Origin of the sequence: Micromonospora sp. WMMD956, from assembly GCF_029626125.1 — a bacterium.
Classification (GTDB): domain Bacteria; phylum Actinomycetota; class Actinomycetes; order Mycobacteriales; family Micromonosporaceae; genus Micromonospora; species Micromonospora carbonacea.
On the sequence record NZ_JARUBI010000005.1, the window covers coordinates 6,355,362 to 6,382,146 of the forward strand.

At 74.5% G+C, this 26,785-nt stretch carries 17 protein-coding genes; 14 read left to right on the forward strand and 3 right to left on the reverse strand.

Annotated elements, in window-relative coordinates:
• The first annotated feature begins 37 nt into the window (after nt 1-37).
• The 7 genes from O7628_RS27580 (at nt 38) to O7628_RS27610 (ending at nt 15,475) form a co-directional block, all read left to right on the forward strand.
• Nucleotides 38-6,385 (forward strand): type I polyketide synthase, encoded by a 6,348-nt coding sequence (locus tag O7628_RS27580; RefSeq protein WP_278135006.1) that lies wholly within the window; start codon nt 38-40, stop codon nt 6,383-6,385.
• A complete protein-coding gene (locus tag O7628_RS27585) occupies nt 6,382-7,503 on the forward strand; it encodes a DNA alkylation repair protein (RefSeq protein WP_278135009.1) in 1,122 nt (373 codons plus the stop codon). Before O7628_RS27580 ends, O7628_RS27585 begins: the two co-directional genes overlap by 4 nt.
• Complete coding sequence (locus tag O7628_RS27590) at nt 7,500-11,525, forward strand: bifunctional SDR family oxidoreductase/pyridoxal phosphate-dependent aminotransferase family protein (protein ID WP_278135011.1); 4,026 nt, start codon at nt 7,500-7,502, stop codon at nt 11,523-11,525. Before O7628_RS27585 ends, O7628_RS27590 begins: the two co-directional genes overlap by 4 nt.
• A gap of 97 nt (nt 11,526-11,622) precedes the next feature.
• Nucleotides 11,623-11,928: a hypothetical protein gene (locus tag O7628_RS27595; protein ID WP_278135013.1), complete on the forward strand. Its 306-nt coding sequence runs from the start codon at nt 11,623-11,625 to the stop codon at nt 11,926-11,928.
• Nucleotides 11,929-12,028: 100 nt separating this feature from the next.
• The gene (locus O7628_RS27600) at nt 12,029-13,126 is read left to right on the forward strand and encodes a class II histone deacetylase (RefSeq protein WP_278135015.1); all 1,098 of its coding nucleotides are present in this window, start codon (nt 12,029-12,031) and stop codon (nt 13,124-13,126) included.
• Between the two features lie 8 nt (nt 13,127-13,134).
• Nucleotides 13,135-14,157, forward strand: coding sequence for a thioesterase domain-containing protein (locus O7628_RS27605; protein ID WP_278135017.1), 1,023 nt, complete (start codon nt 13,135-13,137; stop codon nt 14,155-14,157).
• Complete coding sequence (locus tag O7628_RS27610) at nt 14,045-15,475, forward strand: MFS transporter (RefSeq protein WP_278136425.1); 1,431 nt, start codon at nt 14,045-14,047, stop codon at nt 15,473-15,475. The genes O7628_RS27605 and O7628_RS27610 overlap by 113 nt, the downstream gene beginning before the upstream one ends.
• A gap of 40 nt (nt 15,476-15,515) precedes the next feature.
• On the opposite strand, the gene O7628_RS27615 is transcribed toward O7628_RS27610, so the two are convergent.
• Nucleotides 15,516-16,463, reverse strand: coding sequence for a glycoside hydrolase family 68 protein (locus O7628_RS27615; RefSeq protein ID WP_278135019.1), 948 nt, complete (start codon nt 16,461-16,463; stop codon nt 15,516-15,518).
• A gap of 66 nt (nt 16,464-16,529) precedes the next feature.
• The gene (locus O7628_RS27620; protein ID WP_278135021.1) at nt 16,530-17,585 is read right to left on the reverse strand and encodes a LacI family DNA-binding transcriptional regulator; all 1,056 of its coding nucleotides are present in this window, start codon (nt 17,583-17,585) and stop codon (nt 16,530-16,532) included.
• 360 nt (nt 17,586-17,945) lie between these two features.
• Between O7628_RS27620 and O7628_RS27625 the strand changes: the two genes are divergently transcribed.
• The 6 genes from O7628_RS27625 to O7628_RS27650 all read left to right on the forward strand — a co-directional run bounded on the left by O7628_RS27625 (nt 17,946) and on the right by O7628_RS27650 (nt 24,622).
• On the forward strand, nt 17,946-19,307 hold the full coding sequence (locus O7628_RS27625) for an extracellular solute-binding protein (protein WP_278135023.1): 1,362 nt from the start codon (nt 17,946-17,948) through the stop codon (nt 19,305-19,307).
• On the forward strand, nt 19,304-20,260 hold the full coding sequence (locus O7628_RS27630; RefSeq protein ID WP_278135025.1) for a sugar ABC transporter permease: 957 nt from the start codon (nt 19,304-19,306) through the stop codon (nt 20,258-20,260). Before O7628_RS27625 ends, O7628_RS27630 begins: the two co-directional genes overlap by 4 nt.
• The gene (locus O7628_RS27635; protein ID WP_278135027.1) at nt 20,257-21,084 is read left to right on the forward strand and encodes a carbohydrate ABC transporter permease; all 828 of its coding nucleotides are present in this window, start codon (nt 20,257-20,259) and stop codon (nt 21,082-21,084) included. Before O7628_RS27630 ends, O7628_RS27635 begins: the two co-directional genes overlap by 4 nt.
• Before the next feature lie 3 nt (nt 21,085-21,087).
• Nucleotides 21,088-22,245 carry a serine hydrolase domain-containing protein gene (locus tag O7628_RS27640; protein WP_278135029.1) on the forward strand — a complete coding sequence of 386 codons (1,158 nt, stop codon included), beginning with the start codon at nt 21,088-21,090 and terminating at the stop codon, nt 22,243-22,245.
• A 157-nt stretch (nt 22,246-22,402) separates the two neighbouring features.
• On the forward strand, nt 22,403-23,719 hold the full coding sequence (locus tag O7628_RS27645; protein WP_278135031.1) for a PHB depolymerase family esterase: 1,317 nt from the start codon (nt 22,403-22,405) through the stop codon (nt 23,717-23,719).
• A 102-nt stretch (nt 23,720-23,821) separates the two neighbouring features.
• Nucleotides 23,822-24,622 carry a hypothetical protein gene (locus O7628_RS27650; RefSeq protein WP_278135033.1) on the forward strand — a complete coding sequence of 267 codons (801 nt, stop codon included), beginning with the start codon at nt 23,822-23,824 and terminating at the stop codon, nt 24,620-24,622.
• A gap of 46 nt (nt 24,623-24,668) precedes the next feature.
• On the opposite strand, the gene O7628_RS27655 is transcribed toward O7628_RS27650, so the two are convergent.
• Nucleotides 24,669-25,253, reverse strand: a complete 585-nt coding sequence (locus O7628_RS27655) for a hypothetical protein (RefSeq protein ID WP_278135035.1) — start codon at nt 25,251-25,253, stop codon at nt 24,669-24,671.
• A 206-nt stretch (nt 25,254-25,459) separates the two neighbouring features.
• Here O7628_RS27655 and O7628_RS27660 point away from each other — a divergent pair, with 206 nt between their 5' ends.
• Entirely contained in the window at nt 25,460-26,725 is a 1,266-nt protein-coding gene (locus O7628_RS27660) for an efflux RND transporter periplasmic adaptor subunit (RefSeq protein WP_278135037.1), read from the forward strand.
• The last annotated feature ends 60 nt before the right edge of the window (nt 26,726-26,785 follow it).

Sequence of the window (26,785 nt, forward strand, 5' to 3'; positions counted from 1 at the left end):
CATGCCCACCGAGCGGGACGGAAGGAGCGACGCGACCATGACGGACAATCGGATCGCGGTGATCGGCATGGCCGTACGGCTTCCCGGCGCCGAGGACGTGACCGACCTGCGGTGGATGCTGACCCACGACTCGGTCGAGGTCGACGAGGTCCCGCCCAGCCGCTGGGCCCGCGACCTCTACCTCGGCGACGGCGACCACCAGGGCACCCACCACCGGGGGGCCTTCCTCCAGGACCCGTTCTCCTTCGACCACGAGGCGTTCGGGCTCACCGCCGCCGACGCCGTCCTGCTCGACCCGCAGCAGCGGGTCATGCTGGAAGTCGGGGCCCGCGCCCTGGAGGACGCCGGATACCTGGCCGCCCGGCGGCGGCTCGACGCGGGCGTCTTCGTCGGCGCGCGGATGAACTCCTACGGCTTCGACCACGGCCGCGGCGTCGCCCCCGCCGGCCGGGCCGGTGCCCCGGCCGCCGGCCCGCCGGTCCCGGCGGCCCTCTGGGGGCGCTCGCAGAACTTCGTCGCGGCCTGGCTGTCCGACCGGCTCGACCTCGCCGGCCCCAGCCTGGTCGTCGACACCGCATGCTCGTCGTCGCTGACGGCGGTCTGGCTGGCCTGCCAGAGCCTCGCCGCCGGCAGCTGCGAGATCGCCGTGGTCGGCGCGGTGGACCTGCTGGTCGACCCGCTGACCTTCGTGCTGCTGTCCCGCACCGGCGCGCTCTCCCCGGACGGGCTGTGCCAGACCTTCGACGAGAAGGCCAACGGGTACGTCCCCGGGGAGGGCGCGGTCGCCCTGGTGCTCAAGCCGATGGCGGCGGCCGTCGCCGACGGCGACGTGATCCTCGGTGCGATCACCGGCACCGGCGTCAACAACGACGGCCGCACCATGGGGGTGACCACCCCCAACCTGGAGGCCCAGGTCGAGCTCCTCACCCGCGTCTACGACCGGGTCGACCCCACGACCGTCCAGTACGTCGAGACCCACGGCACCGGCACCGCCATCGGCGACCCGATCGAGGTGCGGGCGCTCACCGAGGTGTTCGGCCGGCACGGCGTCGCCCGGGGCAGCGTCGCGCTGGGCTCCCTGAAGCGGCGCATCGGGCACCTGCACTCGGCGTCCGGCCTGGCCGGGCTCGCCAAGATCGTCCTCTGCCTGCGGGACGGGGTGGTGCCCGGCGTGCCGGTGCCCGCCGTCAACCCGCGCCTGCGGCTGGACGCCAGCCCCTTCCACCTGCCGCCGCGCGCCGCGCCCTGGCCGGCGGCGTCGACCCGGCGGGCCGCGGTGAGCGGCTTCGGTTTCGGCGGCACCAACGCGCACGTCGTCGCCGAGGCGGCCGGCCCGCCCGCCGCGCCGGCCGGCGTCGGGCGCGCCGCCGAGGTGCTGCTCCTGTCCGCCGACAGCCCGGACGGCCTGCGCGAGCTGGCCGCGCAGTGGCTGGAGTTCCTCCCGACGGTCGCCGACGACCTGCCCGACGTGCTGGCCACCGCCCGGCTCGGGCGGCCCCACCGCGCCGTGCGGTGCGCCGTCACCGGCACCGACGCCGCCGGCCTCGCCGCCGCCCTGCGGGCCCGCCTGCTCGCCGCCGACGCCCCGCTCGGCGAGACCCCCCGGCGGCGGCCCGCCGTCACCGTGCGCCCGGCCGCCGCGCCGGCCCCGCCGGCCTGGCTGCTCGCGCTCACCGGGGCCGTGCCGGCGGTACGGGAGATCGTCGCCCGGTTCGAGGCCGCTGTCGGCAGCCCCGTGACGACGTTCTCCGGCCCGCTGCTGCGGATCTGCGCCGGGGTCGTGCTGGCTGTGGCGCTGCGCGACACCGGCGTCCCCGAACAGGCGGTGGACCTGCCGCCCGGCTGGGCGCCGATCGCCGACTTCGCGCACGGGCGTACCACGCTGGAGCAGGCGCTGAGCGCGGTCCTGACCGGCCCGGCGGCGACCGACGTCGAGCCGGCCGCCGACCCCGACGCCGGCCCGGAGCTGTGCGCCCGCCTGGCCGACGCCACCGCCGAGCGCGACGTCGCCGCGCTGCTCGCCGCCGTCGCGGCGGAGCTGCACGAGGCCGGCGCGGACGTCGACTGGGCCGCCTTCCAGGGGCCGGCCGGGTGGCGCAAGCGGCTGTTGCCCGCCGCCCAGGCCCGCGGGCCCGCGCTGGACCTGCGGGAACCCCTGCGCTCCGCCGAGCCCGGCGGCCCGACCACCCTGGACGCCGACGAGGGACCGGCCGGATACGCCTTCTCCCGCGTGTTCGGGGCGGGCGAGACGCCCATCGCCCAGCACTCCGTGTACCGCCGGATCATGCTCCCCGGCGTCGCCTGGTTCGACTTCCTGCGCCAGGGCGCGCTGCTGCGCGGCGACGCGTTCCACGGGGTACGGGACGTGCTGTTCCACCGGCCGCTGATCCCCACCGGCGCGCACCGCGTGCTGTGCCGGGTCGACGGGCAGGGCCGGTTCACGGTCGCCGACGCCGACGGCACGCCCTTCGTCACCGGCCGGTACGCCCCGCAGCCCGACCCGGCCCCGACCACCGAGCCGCTGCCGGAGCTGCTCGCCGCCTGCTCGCGGCTGCACGCCGGCTCCACGGTCTACCGGTGGCTGCGCCGCATCGGCTACCACCACGGCCGGTACTACCGCAACATCTCCTGGGTGGCCGGCCTCGCGGGCGGGGGCACGCTCGCCCGCATCGAGGGCGGCCGGCAGCGCGCGCTGAACCCGCCGGACGTCCAGCTCTTCCCGGGCCTGCTGGACAGCGTCACCATCGCCGCCATCGACCCGGACAACCCCGTCTTCGGCACCGAGCACGCGTCCGCGTTCATCCCGCTGTCGGCGGACCGGGTGAGCGTGCACGGCCCGCTCGACGACGCCGCCTACGTCCGCACGGAGGTCTCCTTCTGGAACGAGGAGGCGTGCCGGGTCACCCAGGTCGTCCTCGACGCGCGGGGCGTGCCCCTGTTGACCTTCGGCGACATCTCGTCGAAGCGGGTGCCCCTGCTCGCCTTCAGCGACCAGCCGCCGGCCCCCGCCGCGCCCCGCCCGGCCCCGGCGGCCGTCGCGCCCGCCCCGGCCCCGGCCGCGGCGGCCCGGCCTCCGGTGCCCCCGGTCCCGGCCGTCCCGGCCGGTCAGCCCGCCGCGGCCCCGCCCGCTCCGGCCGCCACTCCTGCACCACCCCCGGCGGCGCGTGCCGGCGGTGTCGCGTCGGTGTCGCCCGTCGCGCGGGCGCTCGCCTGGTTCCTGGCCCTGTCCGGCACGGACGCCGAGCACGCCGACACCGAGTTCCTCTCGGCCGGCTTCGACTCGGTCGGCCTGGTCGGGCTGAGCGACCGGCTGTCCCGGGAACACGGCCTGTCGCTCTATCCGACCGTCTTCTTCGAGTATCCGACGCCCCGCAGCTTCGCCCAGCACCTCGTCGACGAGGCCCCCGACTTCGTCGCCTCGCTGGCGGCACCGCCGGCGGGCCCGGCGGGTCCGGCGAGCGCCCCCGATCCGACCCCGGAGCCACCCGTCGCCCCGGCTGCCGCCACCGCCCCGCCCCCCGGGTCGACCGAGGTCCGCGAGCCGGCCGAGGCCCCCCGGCCGGTCGAGGTCCCCGAGCCGGTCGCGGCGACGCCGCCCGCCGGTCCGCCGCCGGTCACCACCGCGCCCGAGGCCGTCGACAACGCGCCAGCCGCCGAGCGCACGCCGGGGGCCGCCGAGCGTACGGACACCGGGCGCGACATCGCCGTCGTCGGCGCCGCGATCCGGGTGCCCACCGCCGACGACCTCGACGGGTACTGGTCCCTGCTGGCCGAGGGGCGCGACACCGTCCGCGCCCTGCCCGAGGGCCGCTGGCAGCGCGCCGAGGAGGGCCCGGTCCCGCAGGCGTCCTTCCTGGACCGGGTCGACGAGTTCGACCCCGTGCCGTTCCGGATCTCCGCCCGGGAGGCGCCGCTGATCGACCCGCAGGCCCGCATCGTGTACGAGACCATCTGGGCGGCCCTGGAGGACGCCGGGCGGATGGGGCGGGGCGACCGGGAGAACCGGATCGGCCTGTGGATCGCCTACAGCCACGACCACTACCACGAGGAGCGGTCCCGGCACGGGGTGCCCGACGGGCGTGGCCTCGGCCTGGAGGCGATGATCCCGAATCGGCTGTCGTACCTGATGGACTGGCACGGACCGAGCGTCGTGGTCAACACGCTGTGCTCGTCGTCGCTGGTGGCCCTGCACACGGCGCTCCAGCACCTGCGCGCCGGCGACATCGACACGGCGGTCATCGGTGGCGTGCACGCCGCGATCAGCCCCGAGTACTTCCGGTCCATGCAGGACCTCCGGGCACTGTCGCCCACCTTCCGGTGCCGCGCGTTCGACGTCGACGCCGACGGCTTCGTGCCCGGGGAGGGCGCGGTCGCGGTCGTGCTGCGCCGCCGCGCCGACGCCGAGCGGGACGCCGACCGGATCCGGGGCCTGATCAAGGGCGCGGCGGTCAACCACGGCGGCCGGACCACCCGCTACTCCGCCCCGAGCCCCGCCGGACAGCGGGACGTGATTCTGGCGGCGTTGCGGGATGCGGGGGTGGGTCCGGAGGGGATCGGCATGGTGGAGGCCCATGGGACGGGCACGAGTCTGGGTGATCCGATTGAGGTGGAGGGTTTGACGCGGGCGTGGCGGGAGTTCACGTCGCGGACGCAGTTTTGTGCGATTGGTTCGGTGAAGTCGAACATTGGTCATTTGGAGCCGGCTGCGGGTTTGGCTGGTGTGGTGAAGGTGTTGTTGGCGTTTGAGCGGGAGTTGATTCCGCCGACGTTGCACGTGCAGCGGCCGAATGATCATATCCGGTTTGAGGAGTCGCCGTTCTTCGTGGCGGATCAGGCCCTTCCGTGGCCGCGGACAACGGGTGTGCCGCGGCGGGGTGCGGTGTCGGCGTTCGGGATGGGTGGGGTGAATGCGCACGTGATTCTGGAGGAGCCGCCGGTCGTGGTTTCGCGTGAGCTGGTGCCGCAGGAGTCGTTTGTGGTGCGGGTGTCGGCGTCGGGTGAGGAGGGTGTGCGGCGGTTGGCGGCTGATTATGCGCGGGTGTTGTCGGGCGCCGACAGGAGTGGTGTGGGGGATTTCGGGTTTACGGCGAATGTGGGTCGGGCGTCGCATCGGTTCCGGGTGGCGGTGTCGGGGGCGGATGGTGTGGGTGTGGCGCGGGAGTTGTCGGCGGTGGCGGATGGGTCTCGGTCGGTGGGTCGGTTGGTGAATGCGGCGCCGGTGTCGGTGTTCATGTTTTCGGGTCAGGGTTCGCAGTATGCGGGGATGGCTCGGGGTTTGTATGGGGTGGAGCCGGTGTTCCGGTCGGCGTTGGATGAGTGTGCGGATTTGGTGTCGTCGTTGGGTGTGCCGTTGTTGGAGTTGTTGTTTGGTGGTCGGGGCCAGGAGTTGGTGCAGACGCGGTTTGCGCAGGTGGGGATTGTGGCGGTGCAGGTGGGGTTGGTGCGGTTGTTGGAGTCGTGGGGGGTTCGGCCGGGGTTGGTGGTGGGCCACAGTGTGGGTGAGTTGTCGGCTGGGTGGGCGGCGGGGGTGTTCGGGTTGGGGGATGTGTTGGGTTTGGCGGTGGCGCGGGGTGCGCTGATGCAGGGGCAGCGGTCGGGTGGGGCGATGGCGGCGGTGTTCGCCGAGGCGGCCGAGGTGGGGTTGGCGGTGGGTTCTTATCCGGGGTTGGAGGTGGCGGCGTGGAATGGGCCGCGGAGTGTGACGGTGTCGGGTCCGGCGGAGGTGGTGGAGGCGTTCTGTGTGGATTCTGGTTTGCGGTGTCAGCGGTTGGTGGTGAGTCATGCGTTTCATTCGGGGGCGATGGCGGGTGCGGTCGAGCCGTTCGCGGAGGTGGTGTCGCGGGTGGTGGTGTCGGCGCCGCGGGTTGGTTTCGCGTCGTCGATCACGGGCGGGTGGCATGACGCGGGGTCGGTGGCGGATGCCGGGTTGTGGGGTGGGGGGATTCGTCGGCCGGTGTTATTCGGTGAGGCGTTGGGGTTGGTGGGTGCGGCTGGTGGTGGGGTGTTCTGGGATATCGGTGCGCATCCGGTGTTGACGGGTCTGGGAAAGCAGGTGTTGCCGGATCCGGGGTTGGTGTGGTTGCCGACGTTGCGTAGGGAGCGTTCGGATCAGGCGCAGTTGCATGCGGCGGTGGCGGAGTTCTACAGCCGGGGTCTGGGTGAGGTGGACTGGGCCGGGGTGCACGCCGGCAAGGGGCATCGCACGACCACCATTCCCACCTACCCGTTCGAACGCCGGACGTACTGGGTCCCCAGTGGACGGGACGAGTCGAAAATTGTCGCGACGAGCCGTCCCCCTTCCTTGAGGGAGGAAACACGCAAACCTAAGATCCACCTCTACCCGCCCGCTGAGGGAATCTCTGTCGTGAAGGACCGGATGCAATGACTGGCGAATACGGACTCAAGCGCCACTTCAACGGTGACGCCGCCCGCCTCATCGGTGGAAAGATCCGCGAGGTCCACCCGGAGTTCGATGTCGAGGACTACGCCGTCGAGGTCGAACGGCGGATCCCCGGAAAGGAGTTGAAGGACCGCGTCCTCGTCCTGGCGGAGGGGCTGCGCAGCCGGCTCCCGCAGGACTACCCCGAGAGCGTGCGCATCCTCGTGTCGATCCTCGGCGACGAGCTCGCCGAGGGGGAGGGGATGTTCAACGTCAGCTGGTACCTCATGCCGGTGGCCCGGTTCGTCGAGGAGTACGGCCTGGACCACCCGGAGGTGTCCCTCGACGCCCTCGTCGAGATCACCAAGCGGCACACCGCGGAGTACGCCATCCGCCCGTACATCGAGCAGCACTACGACCTGACGATGAAGCGGATGGCCGACTGGGCGCGCGACCCCAGCCACAACGTGCGCCGGATGGCCAGCGAGGGCACCCGCCCCCGCCTGCCCTGGGCGCGCACGCTCACCATGTTCGTCAGGGACCCGCAGCCCGTCCTGGAGATCCTCGAACCGCTGCGCAGCGACCCGTCGGAGTACGTCCGCAAGTCCGTGGCGAACAACCTCAACGACATCTCCAAGGACGCCCCCGACGTCGCGTTGGCCACCGCGCTGCGCTGGCAGCAGGAGAGCCCGACGCCGGAGACCGCCTGGATCGTCCGGCACGCGCTGCGCACCCTGGTCAAGAAGGGCAACCAGGAGGCCCTCGCGATCGTCGGCGTCACCGGCGGCGAGCACATCCGGGTGCCGTCGATGGGGCTGTCGCCCCGGTCGCTGACCCTCGGCGAGTCGACCCTGATCCGCCTCGACGTCGAGAACACCGATAGCCGCCGGCACACCGTCGCCGTCGACTACGTCGTGCACCACGTGCGCAAGAACGGCCAGAGCATCCCGAAGGTCTTCAAGCTCACCACCCTCGAACTGGCCCCCGGCGAGCGCCGGACGGTGGAGAAGTCGCACCCGGTGCGGGAGGTCTCCACCCGGCGCTACTACCCCGGCGAGCACCTCGTCGACATCCAGGTCAACGGCCAGGTCCTGGCCACCGACAGATTCGACCTGCGGCTGTGAGCGCCCACCGGACCCCGCTGGCCGCCGACGACCCTGTGCTGCGCGACCACCGGATCGGCGGGACGCCCGTGCTGGCCGCGGCGGCGCAGGTCGACGCCATGCTCACCGCCTGCGACGCGGCGCGGCCCGGCGGGAGCTGGAGCCTGGAACAGGTCGCGTTCCTCGCGCCGCTGCGGGTGCCGCCCGGCACGACCGTCGAGGTCGAGACGACGCTGACCGACGACGGGGAGTGCGCGCTCGGCTCGTGGGCGCCGGGCGCGTCCAGCCCGACGCCGCACAGCCGGGCCCGGGCCACCCGCTCCGCGCTGCCGCCCCCGCACTACCTGGACGTGGCCGAGCTGCGCGCCGGCTGCGTCGACGAGGTGCCGCTGGCCGCCGTCGCCGACTGGCGGCGGGGCAGCGGCATCGAGTACGGCCCGACCTTCCACGCCATCCGCGCCGCCCACCAGGGGCCGGGCCGGATGCTGGCGCTGCTCCGCGCGTCCGGCGGGCTGACCGACCCGCACCTCGTCCCGCCGGCGCTGCTGGACAGCGTCTTCCAGTGCCTCGGGATGCTCGACGACGGCGCCGCCGGCCCCTGCCTGCCCTGGTACGTGGGGCGGGTCAGCGTGCGGCGGCGGGTCACCGGCACGGTCCTGGCGCTGGTCGAGCGCACCGACCCGCCGGGCGCGTCCGGCGGGTCGGTGCGCGGGCGGGCCACCGTCTGCAACCAGCAGGGCGAGGTGCTGCTCGAACTGGACCGGATCGTCCTGAAGGCGCCGGGGCGGGCCGGCGGATCCGACCGCCCGGCGGGGGCACCGGCCCGGCACCGGCCGGTCCCCGCCGGGTCGGTCACCGCCGTCACCTGGCAGCCGGTCACCCCGACCCCGGAGCCGGAGCCGACGGGCGGCCACACCTGGCTGGTGTCGCGCGAGCTGTCCGGCGGGTCGCCCGACGACGGGCCCGTGCTGCTCGACCCGACGGACCTGCACGACGAGCACGTCGACCGGGCGCGCGCGCAGACCCCGCCGGCCGAGGTGGTCTACGTCGCGCCGCGCGGGGTGCGCGACGCCGACGAGGCCGCCGCCGTCCTCCAGGGCGTGTTCACCCTGGTCCGGCGGCTCGCCGCGCAGCCGCCGATGCCGGCGCTCACGATCGTCACCAACGCCGCCCACCAGGTCACCGGCGGCGAGCCGGTCGAGCCCGTGCAGACCGCGCTGTGGGGGCTGGCGCGCACCCTGCGCATCGAGCACCCGCAGGTCCGCGTACGCCTGGTCGACCTCGGCCTCGGCGGTGCCACGCCCCCGCCGACGCTCGACGAGGTGCGCCACGGCGAGGCGGAGCTGGCCTGGCGCGACGGCACCTGGTACGCCCCGGCGCACCCGGCGGTGGACGCCGCCCCCGGCGAGCCGGCGGGCCGGGCGGTCGGCGGCCGGTTCCTGATCACCGGCGGCCTGGGCGGCATCGGCCTGCACGTGGCGGAGTCCCTGGCCGGCGCGGGCTGCGCCCACCTCACGCTGGTGGGCCGGACGGTGCCGACGCAGGGGCCGGCGCGGGACCGGCTGGACAAGCTCGCCGCCACCTGCGACCTGCGGCTCCTCGCCGCCGACGTGCGCGACCTGCCCGAGGCGCTGGCCGACGCGGAGCCCTTCGACGGGGTCTTCCACGCCGCCGGCGTCCTGCGCGACGGGCTGGCGCGCAGCCTGTCGCCCGAGCGCGTCGACGAGGTGTTCGCCCCGAAGATCGGCGGGGTGCACGCGCTCGACGCGGCGTTCGGCGCGCGGGCGCGCCCCGGTTACGTGGTGCTGTTCTCCTCGATCTCGGCCACGCACGGCAACCTCGGCCAGAGCTCCTACGCCTGCGCCAACGCCTATCTCGACGGCTACGCCGCGCGCCGCCGGGCCGAGGGGGAGGCCTGGTACAGCCTCGGCTGGGGCCTGTGGGCCGTCGGCATGGGGGAGCGGGTCGCCGACGCGGCGGCGGCGCGTGGCATCCCGGCGCTCGCCGCCGACGACGGCGTCGCGCTCCTGCGGCACACCCTCGGGCTGCCGCCCGGCAACTACGTCCTGTCCGCAGTCGACACCCCGAAGGACGACGAGATGACGACCCCTGTGACCTATCCCGACAGCCGGCTGTGGCCGGAGCTGTCGGCGATCCTGAAGCGGACCCTGCACGTCGCCCAGGTGTCGCCGGAGGACAACCTGCTGGACCTGGGGCTGGACTCGATGATGGCGGTCGAGGTCTCCGCCGCGCTGGCCGGCGCGGGCGTCGAGATCGACCCGGCCACCTTCTTCGACCACCCCGGCGTCGGCGCACTGCTGCGCCACCTGGAGGGGCTCCCGCGTCCCGCCGCGTCGCCCGTTCCCGTCGCGCCCGTGCCCGCCCCTGCCGTGCCCGCCGCGCCTGCGGAGACCGGCCCCACCGCGCCGTCCGCGCCGGTCGCCGTACCCCCGGTGGTGGCCGCGTCGCCCGCGGCCGTCGGGTCGGGCGGGCCGGCGGCACACGCGTTCGTCCCGGACTGGGACCGGTTCCGTGACGCCGACGCCGACGCCGTCGTGCGCCGCCCGGCCGGGCGCGCCGCCGAGCCGGCGGCGCTCGACGGACGACCCCCGGCGGCGAACGGGCGGCCCGCCGCCGCGCAGCCCCCGGCGGCGAACGGGCGGCCCGCCGCCGCGCAGCCCCCGGCGGCGAACGGGCGGCCCGCGCCCGCCCTCGCCGCCGGCCACCGCCCGGCGCCGGCCGGGCCGCCGCCGGCCGCGCCCCGGCCCGCCGGCCCGCCCGGTGTCGCCGCAACCCCCGGCGGGTCGGTGCCCCGCCGCACCCTGCCCGGCCGGCTCGCCGACCGCCCCGACGGCACGTTCCTCGACCGGCGGATCGACGCGCTGTCGGTGGACGACCGGCTCGTCATCGCGCGGGACGACTACTTCTACGAGCCGGTCATCGAGGAGTCCAAGGGCGCCTGGATCAAGTTCGACGGGCGGTGGTTCCTCAACTTCGCCTCCTACAGCTACCTGGGGCTCATCGGCCACGACTACATCAACCACCAGGCGCAGCGTGCCCTGGAGCGGCACGGCACCGGCGCGCACGGCGTCCGGCTGCTCGCCGGCACCCTGCACCTGCACCGCGAGCTGGAGCTGGCCATCGCGCGGTTCGTCGGCGCCGAGGACGCCATCGTCTACACCAGCGGCTACATGGCCAACGTGGCGACGGTCGCCGCGCTGGTCGGGCCGGGCGACGTGGTCATCGGCGACGTCTACAACCACGCGAGCATCCTCGACGGCTACCGGCTGTCCGGCGCGACCGTCATCACGTACGCCCACAACGACCTGGCCGACCTGGAACGGGCCCTGCGCCGGGCGGGCGACGCCGGCAAGCTGGTCGTCACCGACGCGGTGTTCAGCATGGACGGCGACGTCGCCGACCTGCCCGGCATCCTGGAGCTCTGCGAGCGCCACGACGCGCCGCTGATGGTCGACGAGGCGCACAGCCTCGGCGTGCTGGGCGCCACCGGCCGGGGCATCACCGAGCACTTCGGCATCGACCCGGCCCGGATCGCGGTGAAGATGGGCACGCTGTCCAAGACGGTGCCGAGCACCGGCGGCTACGTGGCGGGCTCCAGCGACCTGATCTTCGCCCTGAAGAACAACGCCCGGGGCTGGATGTTCTCCGCCGCCGGCACCCCGATGCAGGTGGCCGCCGCGCGGGCGGCCGTCGAGGTCATGGAGGCGGCCCCGCACCTCACCGGCGAGCTGCGGGAGCGCACGGACCGGTACCGCGCGCAGCTGCGCGGCCTCGGCTTCGACACCCTCGGCAGCGTGACGCCGGTGGTGCCGATCATCTGCGCCAGCGCCGGCCAGGCCCAGGAGATGGCCCGGCTCTGCCAGCGCGAGGGCGTCTTCGTCCAGCCCATCGTCTATCCCACCGTGCCCAAGGCGCTGCCGCGCCTGCGGACCATCGTCAACCTCAGCCACTCCGTCGACGACCTCGACCACGCCGTCGCCGTCTTCGCCGACGCCGGCCGGCGGGTCGGGCTCATCGCCTGAGGGCAGCCGGGAGCGTTCCGGTCGCGACACCACCCGTGTAGCCGGCCGCCCGCAGCGGGCGCGCCGGCGGAAGAAACCCCGTCGAGAGGAGACCACAGTGAGCGACATCGACAGCAGGGCCTTCTTCGGTGCCGTCCTGAAGGCCATCGCCTGCACCCGCAACCACAACCCGGACGAGTCCGGCTACGCCGAGGGCGTGCTCGCGCCCACGGCCCGCATCCGCGAGTTCGAGAAGGAGCTGGGCGACCGGCCGCTCGGCCCCGCCGAGGTGGACCAGGTCCTCGCCTGGCTCGACTCCACGTTCCGGACCAAGCACACCCCGGCCGAGGAGCGGGAGCACTACCTGCGCCGCGTCGCCGAGGTGACCGGGCAGGCCCGGGACCGGGCGGCCGTCGCCGCGTAACCGGTCGCCCCCCGAGCGGGCCGCGGCGTCGACACCCCCCGTCGGCGTCGCGGCCGGCGACCACCCGCCCCCTCCGACCCGAGCGCCAAGGACGTCGCACATGCCGAATCTCGCCTGGTACAGCCACGAGGTCTGCTTCTGGCACGACCCCGGCCAGGGGTCGGGCTACCTGCCGGTCGGCCCGGGCATCGAACCCCTGCGCCAGTTCGCCGTCGACCCCGACCTGCGCCGCGCCGAGGGGCTGGTGCGGATGGCCGGGGTGCTGGACCACTTCACCCAGGTCACCCCCGACCCGGCCGGCGACGACGACCTGCTGCTCGTGCACACCCGGGAGCACGTCGACCGCGTCGAGGCGGCCTCCGCGCTCGGCGCGGGCGACGCCGGGGTGTACGCGCACGTCAACCACCACAGCGCCCACGCCGCCCGGGTGGCCGTGGGCGCCTGCGTGCAGGCCACCACCGCCGTGCTCGACGGGCGGCACGACCGGGCGTACTGCCTCGTCCGGCCGCCCGGGCACCACGCCGAGCCCGACCGGGCGATGGCCCTCTGCCTCTACAACAACGTGGCGATCGCCGCGCGGGCGGCCCAGCGGCACGGCGCACGCCGGGTGCTGGTGCTCGACTGGGACGTGCACCACGGCAACGGCATCCAGCGCGCCTTCTACACCGACCCGGACGTCCTCTACGTCTCGATCCACCAGGAGGGGCTCTTCCCGCCCGCCTCGGGCCTGGTCACCGAGACGGGGGAGGGCGCCGGGGCGGGCCGCACCCTCAACGTGCCGCTGCCGGCCGGCTCGGGGCACGAGGCGTACCTGGCGGCGCTGACCCGGCTGGTCGAGCCGGCGGCCCGCGCCTTCGGCCCGGAGCTGATCCTCGTCGCGGCGGGCCTCGACGCGGGCGGCCACGACCCGATGGGCCGGATGATGTGCACCAGCCGGACGTTCCACGCCATGACGGCCCGGATGTGCGCCCTCGCCGACGAGCTGACCGGCGGGCGGATCGTCCTGGCCCACGAGGGCGGCTACTCGGCGTGGTACCAGCCGACGCTGGTGCTGGCCGTCGCGTCGGCGCTCGCGGGCCTGCCCGAGCCGCCGGATCCCTTCCTGCACTCGCTGGAGCACCTGCCGGGGCAGCGCCTGCGACCGCACCAGAACCGGGTGCTGGCCCACCTCGAAGCCCACCATCCGTTGCTGGCGTGAGGACGACGATGAACCCCTGGTTGCTGAAGGTGGGCGGCGGCGCGCGACCGGCCGCCGCCGCAGCCGGGCCGGACGCCCCGTGGGCGCGGCTGGTGGCGCTGCCGCACGCCGGCGGCTGGCCCTCGGCGTTCCGGTCCTGGACGCGGGTCGTCCCCGCCGGGGTCGAGTTCCTGGTCGCCCAGTTGCCCGGCCGGGGCCTGCGCGCCGCCGAACCGCCGCTGCGGCGGGTCGGGCCGCTCGTCGACGGCCTCGCCGGGGCCCTCGCCGAGCGGGCACCCCTGCCGTACGTGATCGTCGGGCACAGCTTCGGCAGCGTGCTCGGCTACGAGCTGACCCGGGCGATGGAGCGGGCGGGACTGCCGCCGCGGCACCTCGTCGTGTCGGCCCGGCAGCCGCCCTGCTTCCCCAGCGAGCCGCCGTACGGGCACCGGCGCACCGACGCCGAGCTGCTGGAACACCTGGTGGACATCGGCGGCATCGCCCCCGACCTGCTGCACCGGGCGGACCTGGTGCGACCGGCGCTGGCCGCGATCCGCGCCGACCTGGAGGCCATGGAGACCTACGAGCGGCCGGCCACCGGCACCGGCGTGCCGATTCTGTCGTTGGGCGCGGCGGACGACCCGATCGTCGTCGCCGACCGGCTGCACCTGTGGTCGCTGGAGACGACGGGGCCGTTCGCCCGCCGGATGTTCACCGGCGGCCACTTCTACCTGTACGAGTCGCACGTCGCCGAGGCGGTGGTCACGCAGCTGACGACCCACTGCCTCCCCCGCCCGGCGGCACATCCAGAAAGGATCCACATTGCCCACCACGATCGAACCGCAGCACCGGGCGGGCCCCCGGGAATGGCTCGGCCTGGCAGTGCTGGCGCTGCCGACGCTCCTGCTCTCCATCGACATGAGCGTCCTGCACCTCGCGGTGCCGCACATCAGCGAGAGCCTGCTGCCCAGCGCCCCGCAGATGCTGTGGATCATCGACATCTACGGCTTCATGATCGCCGGGTTCCTGGTCACCATGGGAACCCTCGGTGACCGGATCGGCCGGCGGCGGCTGCTGCTGATCGGCGCCGCCGCGTTCGGCGTCGCCTCCGTGGTCGCCGCGTACGCCGACACGCCGGCCATGCTGATCGCCTCGCGGGCCGCGCTGGGCGTCGCCGGGGCCACCCTGATGCCCTCCACCCTCGCGCTGATCAGCAACATGTTCCAGGACGCGCGGCAGCGGGGCGTCGCCATCGCCGTCTGGGTCACCATGTTCTCGGTCGGCGTCGCGCTCGGCCCCGTCGTCGGCGGCGCGCTGCTGGAGTTCTTCTGGTGGGGCTCGGTGTTCCTGCTCAACGTGCCGATCATGGCCGTGCTGCTGGTGGCGGGGCCGCGGCTGTTGCCGGAATACCGGGACGCCGACGCCGGCCGGCTCGACCTGGCCAGCGTGGCGCTGTCCCTCGCCGCGATCCTGCCGATCATCTTCGGGCTGAAGGAGCTGGCCAAGGACGACGCGGGCCCGCTGCCGCTGCTCGCCGTCGTCGCCGGCCTGGTCGTCGGCGTGTTCTTCGTCCGCCGGCAGCGCGCCCTGGCTAGCCCGCTGATCGACCTGCGGCTGTTCCGCAACCGCCCGCTGGCCACGGCACTGGTGGCGATGCTGTTCAGCATGCTCATCGCCGGCGGCACCTACCTGTTCGTGACGCAGTACCTGCAACTCGTCGTCGGGCTCTCCCCGCTGCGGGCCGGGCTCTGGCTGCTGCCGGCGGCGCTCGCGTTGATCGTCACGTCCATGCTGTCGCCCGTGCTGGCCGCGCGGATCGCGCCGGCCCGGGTGGTGGCCGTCGGGCTGGCGGTCTCGGCGGTCGGGCACCTGATGCTCGCCCTGCTCGACAGCCAGGGTGGCCTCACCCAGCTGGTCGTCGGCTTCCTGCTCGTCTACGCCGGCGGCGGCCCGCTCATCGCGCTGGGCACCGACATCGTCGTCGGGTCGGCGCCCCCCGAGCAGGCGGGCTCCGCCTCCGCCGTGTCGGAGACCAGCACCGAGCTGGGCATGGCGCTCGGCGTCGCCATCCTGGGCAGCGTCGGCGCGATCGTCTACCGCAGCCAGTTCACCGCGCCCGAGGGCTCGGGCGCGGGCGACACCCTCGCCGCGGCCGTCGCCGCGGCGCAGGAGCTGCCCGGCGACGCGGGCGCGGCGCTGCTGGCCGCCGCCCGGGACGCCTTCACCGGCGGGCTCAACATCGTCGGGGCGATCAGCACCGTGATCACGGTCCTGCTCGCGGTGGCGGTGCTGACCATGGTCCGCGACCGCCCGGCCGGCGACGCCGAGGCCGGCGCGGACGACGCCGTGCCGGCGCGGGCGGCCTCCTGAGGCCCGGCCGTCCCGGCGGGTCAACCGCCCGCCGGGACGGCTACCGCCCGCCGGCGGCCGTCCCGGCGGGCGACGGGTCGGCCTCCGGGAGGCGGAACGGCACGGGGTCGGTGAGCTCGCCGACGAACACGCCGTCGACCCGGTCGAGGAAGCCGATGAGCGCCCATCCCCGGTCGCCGTCGGGCACCAGGCGGGGCGCGTACAGGTGGGGGTGCGGGACCGGCCGCGCGGCGGCGACGTCCCAGGGGCCGCGCACGCCCGGCGCGTCCGCCACCCAGATCCGGTGGTCGGGCAGGCGCGGGTCCGCGACGGCGTTGGTGCAGAACAGCAGGAGGGGCCGGCCGTCGACGACGGCGACCTGCGGCACCTCGAGGTGACCGAAGCCGGCGGGCGCGGACAGCGGCGGCCGGACGGTCCAGGTGACCAGGTCGGGCGAGGTGGCGTGCCCGACGACGCCCCGGTCGCCCGCCGGGCCCCGGTTGGCGCGGGCGGTGACGAGCATGTGCCAGCCGTCGCCGTCGGGGTCGGCGAAGACCCAGGGGTCACGCCAGGCCTGCTCGTACCACGCATCCCGGTCGAGCAGCTCGTACCACGTCGGGTCGGCCTCGACGAGGGGGCCGTCGCCGTGCCGGTGCCACGTGGTCAGGTCGTCGGAGACGGCCAGGCCGATGCGCTGGACGAGGCCGTCCTCGGCGCGAGCGACCCCGGTGTAGAACAGGCGCCACCGCCCGTCGGGTCCGCGGACGGTGCAGCCGGTCCAGGTGGCCAGGTCGTCCCAGGCGGGCCCGTCGGCGGGCACGAGCGCGTCGGGGAGCAGGGTCCAGGAGCGCAGGTCGGTGGAGACGGCGTGGCCGATCGACGCCCGGTGGTGGCGGCGGTCGGGGTCGTGCAGGGCCCGGGAGGCGCGCAGGAAGAACACGTGCCACCGGCCGTCGTCGTCCTGGACGTACCAGCTGTCCCACACCCAGTGGTCCGGCAATCGCAGCATGGCCGGCAACCTACCAGTGAATCGGTTTAGCAACCACCTCGGCCGGCGGTGGCGGCGCTCACCGGCCTACGCCGGCGCCCGCCTCGGCGCCGGGACGCCGACTGCCGGCGCGGCGACGGACCGGCGGCGACGCAGCGGCATGGGGACGTACGACGGCCCGGCGTCGCCCCCGTCGAGCACGAGCTCCACGGCGCGGCGGCCCATCCGCTCGTGCGGCAGGGCGGCGGTGGTCAGGCCGGGGCGCAGCCAGGCGGCGATGGGGTCGTCGTCGAACGAGACGACGGAGATGTCGTCGGGGATGGCCAGGCCGGCCTCGCCGAGCGCCTGGTACGCCCCGAACGCCAGCCGGTCGTTCATGCAGACGACGGCCGTCGGCCGGGGCGACCGGGACAGCAGGGCGCGCATGGCGGCGTACCCGTGCTCCGGCAGCCACTCCGTGCAGAAGCACTCGGCGAGCAGGCCGACGTCGGCCGCGGCGAGGGCGGCGCGGACCCCGCGCAGGCGGGCCGGCGCGGCGATGGAGACCTCCGGGTCACCCTCCTTGAGGCGGTTGCGGCCGATCAGCGCGATGCGGTCGCGGTGGCCGTGCGCGAGCAGGGCCTCGACGAGGGCGACGGCCGCCTGCTCGTCGTCGGGCAGCACGCAGGGCAGCTCCCCCGGGCTGACGGCGTTGAGCAGCACCACCGGGCCGCCGAGGATGGCGGGGGGCACCGTGAGCCGGCGGGTGGCCATCGCCGCGTAGACGACGCCGTCGACCTGGCGGTCGAGCATCGCCTCGATGGCGTACCGCTCGAACGCGGCGTCGCCCTGGGTCTCGGTGATCAGCAGCACGTGGTCCCGTTCCCGGGCGGCGTCCAGCGCGCCCCGGATCAGGTCGCCCGCGAACCGCGTGGTGGCGACGATGTCGGAGACGAACGCGATGGTGGCGGTCTTGCGGGTGCGCAGGCTGCGCGCGGCCATGTTGGGCCGGTAGCCGAGCTCCTCGGCGGCGGCGAAGACGCGTTGGTGGGCCTCCGCGGACAGCCGGGTCCCCTCCCGCCCGTTGAGCACCATCGAGGCGGCCGTCTTCGACAGTCCGGCCAGCCGCGCGACATCGGCCAGGGTTGCTCTGTTGCGGCCCATGACTCCTCCGAATCACCGTGACGCGTCCCGCGTCGCCCCGTCACATCATCATGCGCGAGTCACGAGGGCCACCCCCGGCGGGTGGGTGACGGGCCGCGGGACGTGTGAACCGGTCGTTTCCGAGTCGTTGCGAACTCGTCCTTGACAGGTCCGGAGCGCCGCGCGCATGCTCTGCTAAATCATTTTAGCTACGCCGTTTGGCCGTGCGGAAGGGCACCTCGACCCTCCCCGTGATCATGTCGACCGGCTCGGTCGCGACCCGCAGAGTCGGGCCGCGCGGGCCGGACACGACACGGTCGGGCCGGTACGCGCCGGCCCGCCGGGCGGCGTGACGCGGCGTGAAATCAAGGAGTGGTTGACGTGCCGGATTTCTCGACCAGGTTCTCGCGGCGCGGCCTGGCACTGCTGGTGCCGGCCCTGGCCGCGGGCCTGGTGATGAGCGCGTGTAGCGCGCCAGGATCGGACCAGCCGTCGTCGACCGGGTCCGACGCACCCGTCAGCACCGAGCTCGGCACCGGGCCGATCACCCTGGAGCTGTACGCGGAGACCGGCTTCCCGCTGGTCAAGGCGCTGGCCGACGAGTTCACCAAGCAGCACCCGAACGTGAAGTTCAACATCCGTGAGGACCAGTTCACGGTGATCACGGAGAACGCGCCCCGGGTGCTCGCCTCGGACAACGCGCCCGACATCATCCGCCTGCCCACCATGGTCGACCTGGTCAAGGACGACCTGCTGAAGAACCTCGACCCCTACGTCACGGCCTACGGCTGGGACAAGTTCCCCGCCTCGCAGCTCGTCCAGCTCCGGCTGGCCGACGGGGGCAAGGTGCGCGGCTCGGGCTCGCTGTACGGGCTGGGCCTCGGCTACAGCGTGACCGGGGTGTTCTACAACAAGAAGCTGGCGCAGCAGGTCGGCATGACCGAGCCGCCGGCCACCGTCGCCGAGTTCGAGGAGCTGCTGGCCAAGGCCAAGGCCGCCGGCGTGCAGCCGATCGTGCAGTTCAACAAGAACACCGCGGGCATCAACTTCCCGCACCAGGCGTTGCAGAACCAGTTCGGCGACCCCGCCCAGATCGCGGACTGGATCTTCCAGAAGCCCGGCGCCACCTTCGACACCCCCGCCGCGCTGAAGGCCACCGAGACCATCCAGCGGTGGGCCAAGGCGGGCTACTTCACCAAGGACGCCAACGCCCTGGACTACGCCACCATGGTCGGCGACTTCGCCAAGGGCGGCGGCCTGTTCATGTTCAACGGCGACTGGGAGTCGGGCAACCTGGACAAGAACATGGCCGGCAACGCGGGCTTCTTCCTGTTCCCGACCGAGGCCGCCGGCGGCAAGCACGTGGCGATGTCCGCGCCGAACACCTTCGGCGTCGGTGCCCGGGCCAAGAACCCGGACGCCGCCGCGTACTTCCTCAACTGGGCGCACACCGACGCGAAGGCCCGGGAGATCTCTGTGAAGGTCGGCGGCTCCAGCCCCGGCGGCCCCGCCGAGCTGCCCCTGCCGCCCGTCGCCGAGGGCACCGTGCTGGCCGAGACGCTCAAGGCGTCGCAGCAGCTCGGCGCGGAGAACGGCGCGGTCGACTTCACCGCGAACGCCACCGGCGGCATCTTCGCCGCGGCGATCACCCCGGAGCTGCAGAAGCTGATCGCCGGGCAGCAGACCCCCGAGGGGTACGTGAAGGCGGTCCAGGCCGAGTACGAGAAGGAACTGTCCCGATGACCGCTGCCGTCGGCGGCACCGCCGGTGCCCCGGCCGGCGGCGCACACCAGCAGTCACCCGTGCGGCCCCACCGGAGGCGGTGGGGCCGCACGGCCGGGTGGCTCGGCTGGCTGTGGGTCCTGCCGGCCCTGCTCATGTACGCGATCTTCGTGCTGCGCCCGCTGCTGCTCACGATGCAGTACTCGCTGTACCGCTGGAACGGCATCGGCCAGGCCGAGTGGGTCGGGCTGACCAACTACCTGACCGTGTTCACCGACAGCGACCTGCTGAAGATCATCGGAAACGCGTTCGTCCTGATCATCTTCTTCAGCTTCGTCCCGGTCGCCCTCGGTCTGCTGGTCGCCAGCCTCGTGCGCCGGATGAGCGGCGGCGCGTTCGGCACCGTCGTGCGTACCGTGCTGTTCCTGCCGCAGGTGATCCCCCTGGTCGCGGCCGGCATCGCGTGGAGCTGGCTGCTGTCCACCGACGGCCTGGTCAACCAGGTGCTGCGGGCGGTCGGCCTGGGCGGGGTCACCCGGGCCTGGCTCGGCGAGTTCGACACCGCGCTGCCGTCGGTGGGCGTGATCGGCACCTGGGTCATGCTCGGCCTGTGCACGATCCTGCTCGTCACCGGCATGAGCAAGATCGACCCGGCGCTCTACGAGGCGGCCCGCATCGACGGCGCCGGGCCGGTGCGGGAGTTCTTCGCCGTCACCCTGCCGAGCCTGCGCCAGGAGATCGGCGTCTGCCTGACCGTGACCATCATCGCCGCCCTCGCCAGCTTCGACATCGTCTACATCTCCACCAGCGGCGGCCCCGGCATCCAGACCACCGTGCCCGGGCTGGAGATCTACCGGCTCGCCTTCTCCCAGCGGCAGGTCGGGCTGGCCTCGGCGCTGGCGGTGGTGCTCATGGTGCTGGTGCTGGCCTGCGTGCTGCCGATCCAGCGGCTGACCCGGGAGGACAAGGCATGAACCTCACCAGCCGCAGCGAGCGACTGACCGGCCGGATCTTCCTGATCGCGCTGGTCCTCGTCACCCTGCTGCCGTTCCTGAGCATGCTGTCGGCGGCGTTGCAGCCGCGCGGCACCGTCCCCACCGGGCTGGCCTGGCCGACGGACCCGCAGTGGGGCAACTTCGCCGACGCGTTCACCGCCGCCAACATGGGGGCGCTGCTGCGCTCCAGCCTGCTGATCGTGGTCGGGGTCGTGCCGATCGGCGTGGTCATCGCCACGATGGCCGGCTTCGGGCTGGGCCACCTGCGGGTGCCCGGCGGCCGGATCGCCTTCGGTCTGCTCCTGCTCGGCCTGACCCTGCCGTTCGAGGCCGTGGTCACCCCGCTGTACTACCAGATGCGCGACCTGGGCCTGCTCAACACCCGGTGGGCGATCATCCTGCCGCTGATCGGCCTGTACATGCCGTTCTCGGTGTTCTGGATGCGGGCGCACTTCGCCACCGTGCCCAAGGAGCTCTCCGAGGCGGCGCGGGTCGACGGCAGCAACACCTGGCAGCTGTTCTGGCGCGTCCAGGTGCCGCTGGCCCGGCCGGCCATCGCGTCGCTGACCATCCTGCTGTTTCTGTGGACCTGGAACCAGTTCCTGCTCGCCATCGTGCTCGTCGACGACGCCACGAAACGCACCATGGCCGGCGCGCTCGGGGCGTTCCAGGGGCAGTGGGGGACGGACCTGGTGCTGCTGTGCGCCGGCTCCCTGCTCATCCTCACCCCCACCCTCATCGTGTTCCTGATCTTCCAACGCCAGTTCATCAAGGCCCTCATCCAGGGATCGCTGAAGGGATAGCGCGTGACGACGCCTGCACCGGTCCACGGCGACGCCGACGAGGGCTTCGGCCCGGTCGTCGACGTCTTCCGGGACAACTTCACCGCGCGCGGCGACGTGGGCGCCGCGGTCGCCCTCTACGTGCGGGGCCGCAAGGTCGTCGACCTGCACGGCGGGCTCGCCGACCCGCGTTCCGGCCGCCGGTGGGTCGCCGACACCCCGGCGGTCGTCTTCTCCTGCACCAAGGGGATCCTGGCGGTCTGCGCGTACCTGCTGGTCCAGCAGGGCCGCCTCGACCTGGACGCCCCCGTCACCCGGTACTGGCCCGAGTTCGGCCAGCACGGCAAGGACGGGATCCCGGTGCGCTGGCTGCTCACCCACCAGGCCGGCCTGCCGGCCCTGGACCGGCCGCTGACCCGCGCGGACGTGGTCGCCTGGACGCCGGTGATCGAGGCGATCGAGGCGCAGCCGCCGCTCTGGCCCCCGGGCACCGCGCACAGCTACCACGCGATGACCTACGGCTGGCTGGTCGGCGAGGTGATCCGCCGGGTCACCGGGCAACTGCCCGGCGCGTTCTTCCGCGCGGCGCTCGCCGAGCCGCTCGGCCTGCGTACCTGGATCGGCCTTCCCGAGGCCGAGCGCCCGGCGGTGGCCTGGATGCTGGCGCCGCCGGCCGGCGCGCTGCCCGCCCTGGACCCGGTCGCCGAGCGGGGACTGACCATGAACGGTGCCTACGCCTTCCCGGCCGACGACGACGGCCTGGTCAGCTTCAACGACCCGGTCATCCAGGCCGCCGGGATCCCCGGCGCCGGCGCGGTCAGCACCGCCGAGGGCCTCGCCCGGCTCTACGCCGCCGCCGTCTCCGACGTCGACGGCGCCGGGCGGCTGCTCACCGTGGCGTCGCTCGACGACGCGACCACGCCCCGGGCCTGGGGCCGGCAGCGCTACGGGCCGCCGGACGAGGGGCAGCGCTGGGGGACCGGCTTCCTGCTGGACTCCCCGCCGGCCCGGCCGCTGCTGGGCGCGCGCAGCTTCGGCCACGACGGCGCGGGCGGTCACGTGGCCTTCGGCGACGACGCCCACCAGGTCGGCTTCGCGTACGTGGTCAACCAGATGGGCGGGGTGGGCGACGAGCGGGGCGACCGGCTGGTCGCCGCCGTGCGCCGGTGCCTGGAGAGCTGACCCGCCGACGGCCACGATTGTTTCCACCGGATTTCCATTGTGTCTTGACAGGGGTGCGGCGGGGCGCGTTAGCTCCAGCTAAATCATTTTAGCGTCGATGGATGGCGGCGGGCGTGCCACGCGCCGCCACCGGAGACCGCGGGAGGGACGAAACCGCATGACCCCTCGCCTGAGGACCGTCGCGCTGCTGACCGCCGCCATCCTGTCGACATCGGCCGGCGCGGCGTACGGCGCGGACCGCACCGGCCAAGGCGGCGACACCGCCACGGGCATCCGGAGCATCACCCCCATCACCCAGGTCCACCCGTACGGCCAGCAGGTCTCGGCCGTCGCCGTCGAGTACGGCGCGACCGTCGATCCCCGGACCCTCGACCCGGGCACGTTCTCCGTCGCCGACACCGTCTACAACTTCCGCTTCAACCCCATCGAGGACCTGCCGAAACTGGCGGACCGGAGCATCGCCCACGTCTACACCAACAGCCGCCCCGCCACCCGGGGCGACCACCGGGCCGTCACCGGCCGCTACGTGATCGTCGAACTCGACCCCGCCGACGGCAAGGGCTCGACGGTGATCGTCTCGAAGTGCCCCACGTTCCTGTGCACCGTCAAGGTGAACCCGGACCTGCCCACGCGGGTGGTGCAGCGCGAAGACGTGCGCGGCGTGCCGGGTCGCGGCCGGGGCAAGGGACCGGTGCTGGCCAAGGGGGCGCCGCACCGGTCGCACCCGATGACCGAGGAGCCCGTCGACCTCCTGGTCGACGACTTCACCTACGGCTCGTACCTCAGCGGCGGGATGGTCCTGCCCTACCACTACCACCTGCCGAAGAACTACCAGCCGGGCCGCAGGTACCCGCTGATGGTGGTGCTGCCCGGTCACGGCATGGGCTGGGACGGCGACAACACCGGCGTGCAACTCGCCGCGGACATCCCGGCGACGGCGTGGCTGCAACGCGAATGGACCGGCGCCGACGAGGACGTCATCGTGCTGGCCCCCCAGCACCAGCGCGTGGGGGCCGCCGCCGAGGCCGACCTGCTCGTCAAGCTGGTCGAGCGGTTCGTCGCCGACCACCCCGTCGACGCCGACCGGGTCTACGCGACCACCGTCTCCTACGGCTCGCAACTGGCCTGGCAGGCGTTCGCCAAGCGCCCGGACCTCTTCGCCGCCGGCCTGATCACCGGCGGCTTCCAGGTCGGCGTCGACCAGGCGGAGGCCATCGCCGCCGCCGAGATCCCGGTCTGGATCACCCACGGCGTCAACGACCACCTGCTCAACGTCTCCCTCGCCCGCAACTCCCGCGCCGCCCTCCAGGCGGCCTACGCGGCCGACGGCAAGACCCCCCAGCAGATCGACGCCCTGCTGCGCTACACCGAGTACGGCAACGACGCCTTCACCCAGCCGGACTACCACGCCGCCTTCGGGCCGACCTACGCCGACCAGGGCATCCTGCGCTGGCTGCTCGCCCAGCGCAGGTAGCGGACGCCGTCCGGCCCGATCCGACGGCCCGCGCCCGATCCCGTCGGGTGCCGGGCGGCGGGTCGGCCCGGACGGGGCGGCCGCGCGGTCCACAATGGCGCGATGAGCGTGGGGGAGAGCGGGGCGACCGGCCGTTGGCCCGGTGGCGGGGCGGCCGGGTGGCACGCGCCGGCCGCCCCGGTTCGCGATGCGGTCACCGCGCCGACCACCCTGGACTACTACCTGGTCCATCCGGGCCCGGCCGGCGGTGAGCCGCGCGGGCGGCCGGAGGGTCTGGTCGTCGAGGAGTTCGAGCACGCGGCGGACCACTCGGCGGCGCGCCTGCACAGCGCCGCGTGGACCCCGCAGGACGGCGGCTGGTGGAGCTCGGCGGACTTCAGCCGGACCATGCGCCTCGACGCCGCCCTGCGCCGCCGGGTGGTGGCCGTCGCCCGACCGGACGCCGCGGCGGCCTACCGTGAGCTCGGCGGCGGCGACCTGCCCGACGAGGGGACGCTGCGCGGCCACTTCCACGACCCCGCGCCGCTGGCCACGGCACCGCTGCGGCTGACGCCCGGACACCCTGCGGCCGGGCCGGGCGGGACCCGGGTCTACCGGGTGCTGTTCGCCGACGCCCTGGGGCCGGACGGCCTGGCGCACCTGCGCGCCACGTGGCGGATGACCGTCGCGGGCGACGCGGCCGACCCCGGGGCCCGGGTGCTCGGCGTCGCCCGGCGGCGGGTCGGTGACGACGCGTTCACCTGGCACCTGCGCCGCATCGGCGCGGGCGGGCCGTGGTGCCTGGACCTGACCGTCGACCTGGCCGGCGATCGGGACGACACCGTCCGGCCGATGCTGCGGGAGCTGACCACGACGCTGCGGATGCGAGGGCTGCTGCCCGTCACCGTCGAACGCTTCTCCTGACCGCCCGGCGGGTGCGCGCCGGGCGGCCAGGAGGGCGGGCGGCGGCTCAGGACGCCGGCGACGGGCTGACCGCCGCGCACGCGGCCAGCGCCTCGGTCGTCTTCGGGTCGCCGGAGTCGATGTCGGCGGGGTCGACGCCCCGGTTGCTCAGGCAGGTGCGGTAGGCGGCGCGGCGACCGTCGTCCTGCCCGCCGCCCGGCGCGCCGGAGCCACCCGGCCGGGCGCCCGGGCCGCCACTGGGCCGCACCGAGGCGCACGCCTGCTGCGCCTTTTCCCACGTGGCCTCGTCGACGCCGTCCGGGCGTCCCAGGCCCGGTCCACCGCGTCCCGCGCCCGCCGAGGCGTCCGGCCGGGCCGAGGGACGCGCGCTGCGCAGGCCGGATGGCCGGGCCGTCGGGAAGCCGGACGGTCGCGCCGTCGGGAAGCCGGACGGCCGCGCGTCGCCCGAGGGCAGGGTGACGCCGTTGTCCTGGAGGCAGTCCCGGTAGGCGGCGAAGGCGTTCTGGCCGCCCTGCCCGTTGTCGCCGGCCGGAGCCGCCGCGTCGTCGGTGCCGGCGCAGGCGGTCGACAGCGCCAACGCGGCGACGGTCAGCGCGGTCGCGAGCAGGCGGCCTCTTCCAGACAACGACATGCGAAACTCCTCAACCTTCTCCGGGGCCCGTCCAGGTAACCGGGCCCACCTCACCGGCCGCTCGGTCCCGGCTCGGAGTTGCCTCGGAGTCCGCGCCGCACCACGGCGACGGCCCGTCGGCCCGGCGACCCGCCGGGGGGCGTTCCCAGGCAACTCCGAGCTGAGGCCGAGCCGGTGCCGAGCCGTGGTGGGCAGACTGGCCGCCCATGGGAGACGGCCTGAACCGACGGTGGCGCACCCGGCGTGCGCGTCGGGTCGTGGCGGGCGGCGCCGCCCTGCTCCTGATCGTGGCCGGCGGCGGGTGGCTGGTGGCCACGAACGCCGATCCGACGCCCGCCCGCCCCTCGACCGTGGCCGTCGACCGGGGCCCCGTCGCCGTCGAGGTGGCCACCTCGGGCACCGTGGCGCCGGCGACCACCCGCGCCCTGGGCTTCTCCGTCGTCGGCACGGTGCAGACCATCTCGGTGCGGCCCGGCGACGTGGTGCGGGCGGGACAGCGGTTGGCCGCCGTCGCCGACGACGATGCCGCCGCGGCCGCCGAGGCGGTGGACGAGGCCGAGGAGGACCTGACCGAGGCGCGGGACGCGCTCGCCCGGGCCCGCGAGGACACGGCCGACGGGGCGGCGGACTGCCCGACCGGTGCCGGCGTGCGACCGGTCGTCCTGCGCTCGGCCACCGCCACCGCCACCGCGCCGACTCCCGGTGCCTCCGCCAGCTCCGCGACCGCCTCCCCGACGCCGACGGCCACCAGGTCGACGCCCGCACCGACGGCCACCGGCGGCCGGTCGGCCCGCCCGTCCGCGTCCGGCCCGACCGCGCCCGCGCCGGGCGGCACCTGCGCCGGCGGCGGCGCGGCCGGCGCCGCCGACCCGATCCTGCAGGCCCAGCGCCGGGTCAACCAGGCCGAGGCGAGCCTCGCCGAGGCGCGGGAGACGCTGGCCGGCACCACGATCACCGCGCCGATCGCCGGCACGGTCCTGTCCGTCGCCGGCAAGGTGGGCAGCGAGGTCGACCGGGGCAGCACCTTCATCACCCTCGCCGACACGTTCGCGATGCAGGTCGAGGCCAGGTTCCCCGAGGCCGACGCCGTGGCCCTGGCGGTCGGGCAGCAGGCGACGCTCACCCTCCCCGACCGGCCCGACCGCACGTTCGCGGCGACCGTCGTCCAGGTCGACCCGGTCGGCGTCAGCGACGGCAGCCTGGTCCGCTACGGCGTCGTGCTCTCCTTCACCGAGGCGCCGCAGGACCTGCTCGTCGGGCAGAGCGCCGCGGTGACCGTCGAGACCGCGGCGGTGGCGGACGCGGTGCGGGTGCCGTCCACGGCCGTCCACGACGTCGCCGGCGGGACCGGCACCGTCCGCGTCGGCGTCGAGGGCACGCCGCGCACGGTCACCGTCGGGCTGCGGGGCGGCCGGTTCACCGAGGTGACCTCCGGTCTCACCGCCGGTGAGCTGGTGCTCCGCTCCTGGTGACAGCGGGGACACAGCTTCCGCACAGGGCGCGTGGAGCAGCCTCCGGTAGGCAGTGGTGGT

What these genes read in the sequence shown, in the direction of transcription:
- O7628_RS27585 (WP_278135009.1), top strand. Translation starts at nt 6,382, where the DNA reads ATGACTGGCGAATACGGACTCAAGCGCCACTTCAACGGTGACGCCGCC.
- O7628_RS27580 (WP_278135006.1), top strand. Translation starts at nt 38, where the DNA reads ATGACGGACAATCGGATCGCGGTGATCGGCATGGCCGTACGGCTTCCC.
- O7628_RS27620 (WP_278135021.1), bottom strand. Translation starts at nt 17,585, where the DNA reads ATGGGCCGCAACAGAGCAACCCTGGCCGATGTCGCGCGGCTGGCCGGA.
- O7628_RS27655 (WP_278135035.1), bottom strand. Translation starts at nt 25,253, where the DNA reads ATGTCGTTGTCTGGAAGAGGCCGCCTGCTCGCGACCGCGCTGACCGTC.
- O7628_RS27660 (WP_278135037.1), top strand. Translation starts at nt 25,460, where the DNA reads ATGGGAGACGGCCTGAACCGACGGTGGCGCACCCGGCGTGCGCGTCGG.
- O7628_RS27630 (WP_278135025.1), top strand. Translation starts at nt 19,304, where the DNA reads ATGACCGCTGCCGTCGGCGGCACCGCCGGTGCCCCGGCCGGCGGCGCA.
- O7628_RS27600 (WP_278135015.1), top strand. Translation starts at nt 12,029, where the DNA reads ATGCCGAATCTCGCCTGGTACAGCCACGAGGTCTGCTTCTGGCACGAC.
- O7628_RS27645 (WP_278135031.1), top strand. Translation starts at nt 22,403, where the DNA reads ATGACCCCTCGCCTGAGGACCGTCGCGCTGCTGACCGCCGCCATCCTG.
- O7628_RS27605 (WP_278135017.1), top strand. Translation starts at nt 13,135, where the DNA reads ATGAACCCCTGGTTGCTGAAGGTGGGCGGCGGCGCGCGACCGGCCGCC.
- O7628_RS27635 (WP_278135027.1), top strand. Translation starts at nt 20,257, where the DNA reads ATGAACCTCACCAGCCGCAGCGAGCGACTGACCGGCCGGATCTTCCTG.
- O7628_RS27650 (WP_278135033.1), top strand. Translation starts at nt 23,822, where the DNA reads ATGAGCGTGGGGGAGAGCGGGGCGACCGGCCGTTGGCCCGGTGGCGGG.
- O7628_RS27615 (WP_278135019.1), bottom strand. Translation starts at nt 16,463, where the DNA reads ATGCTGCGATTGCCGGACCACTGGGTGTGGGACAGCTGGTACGTCCAG.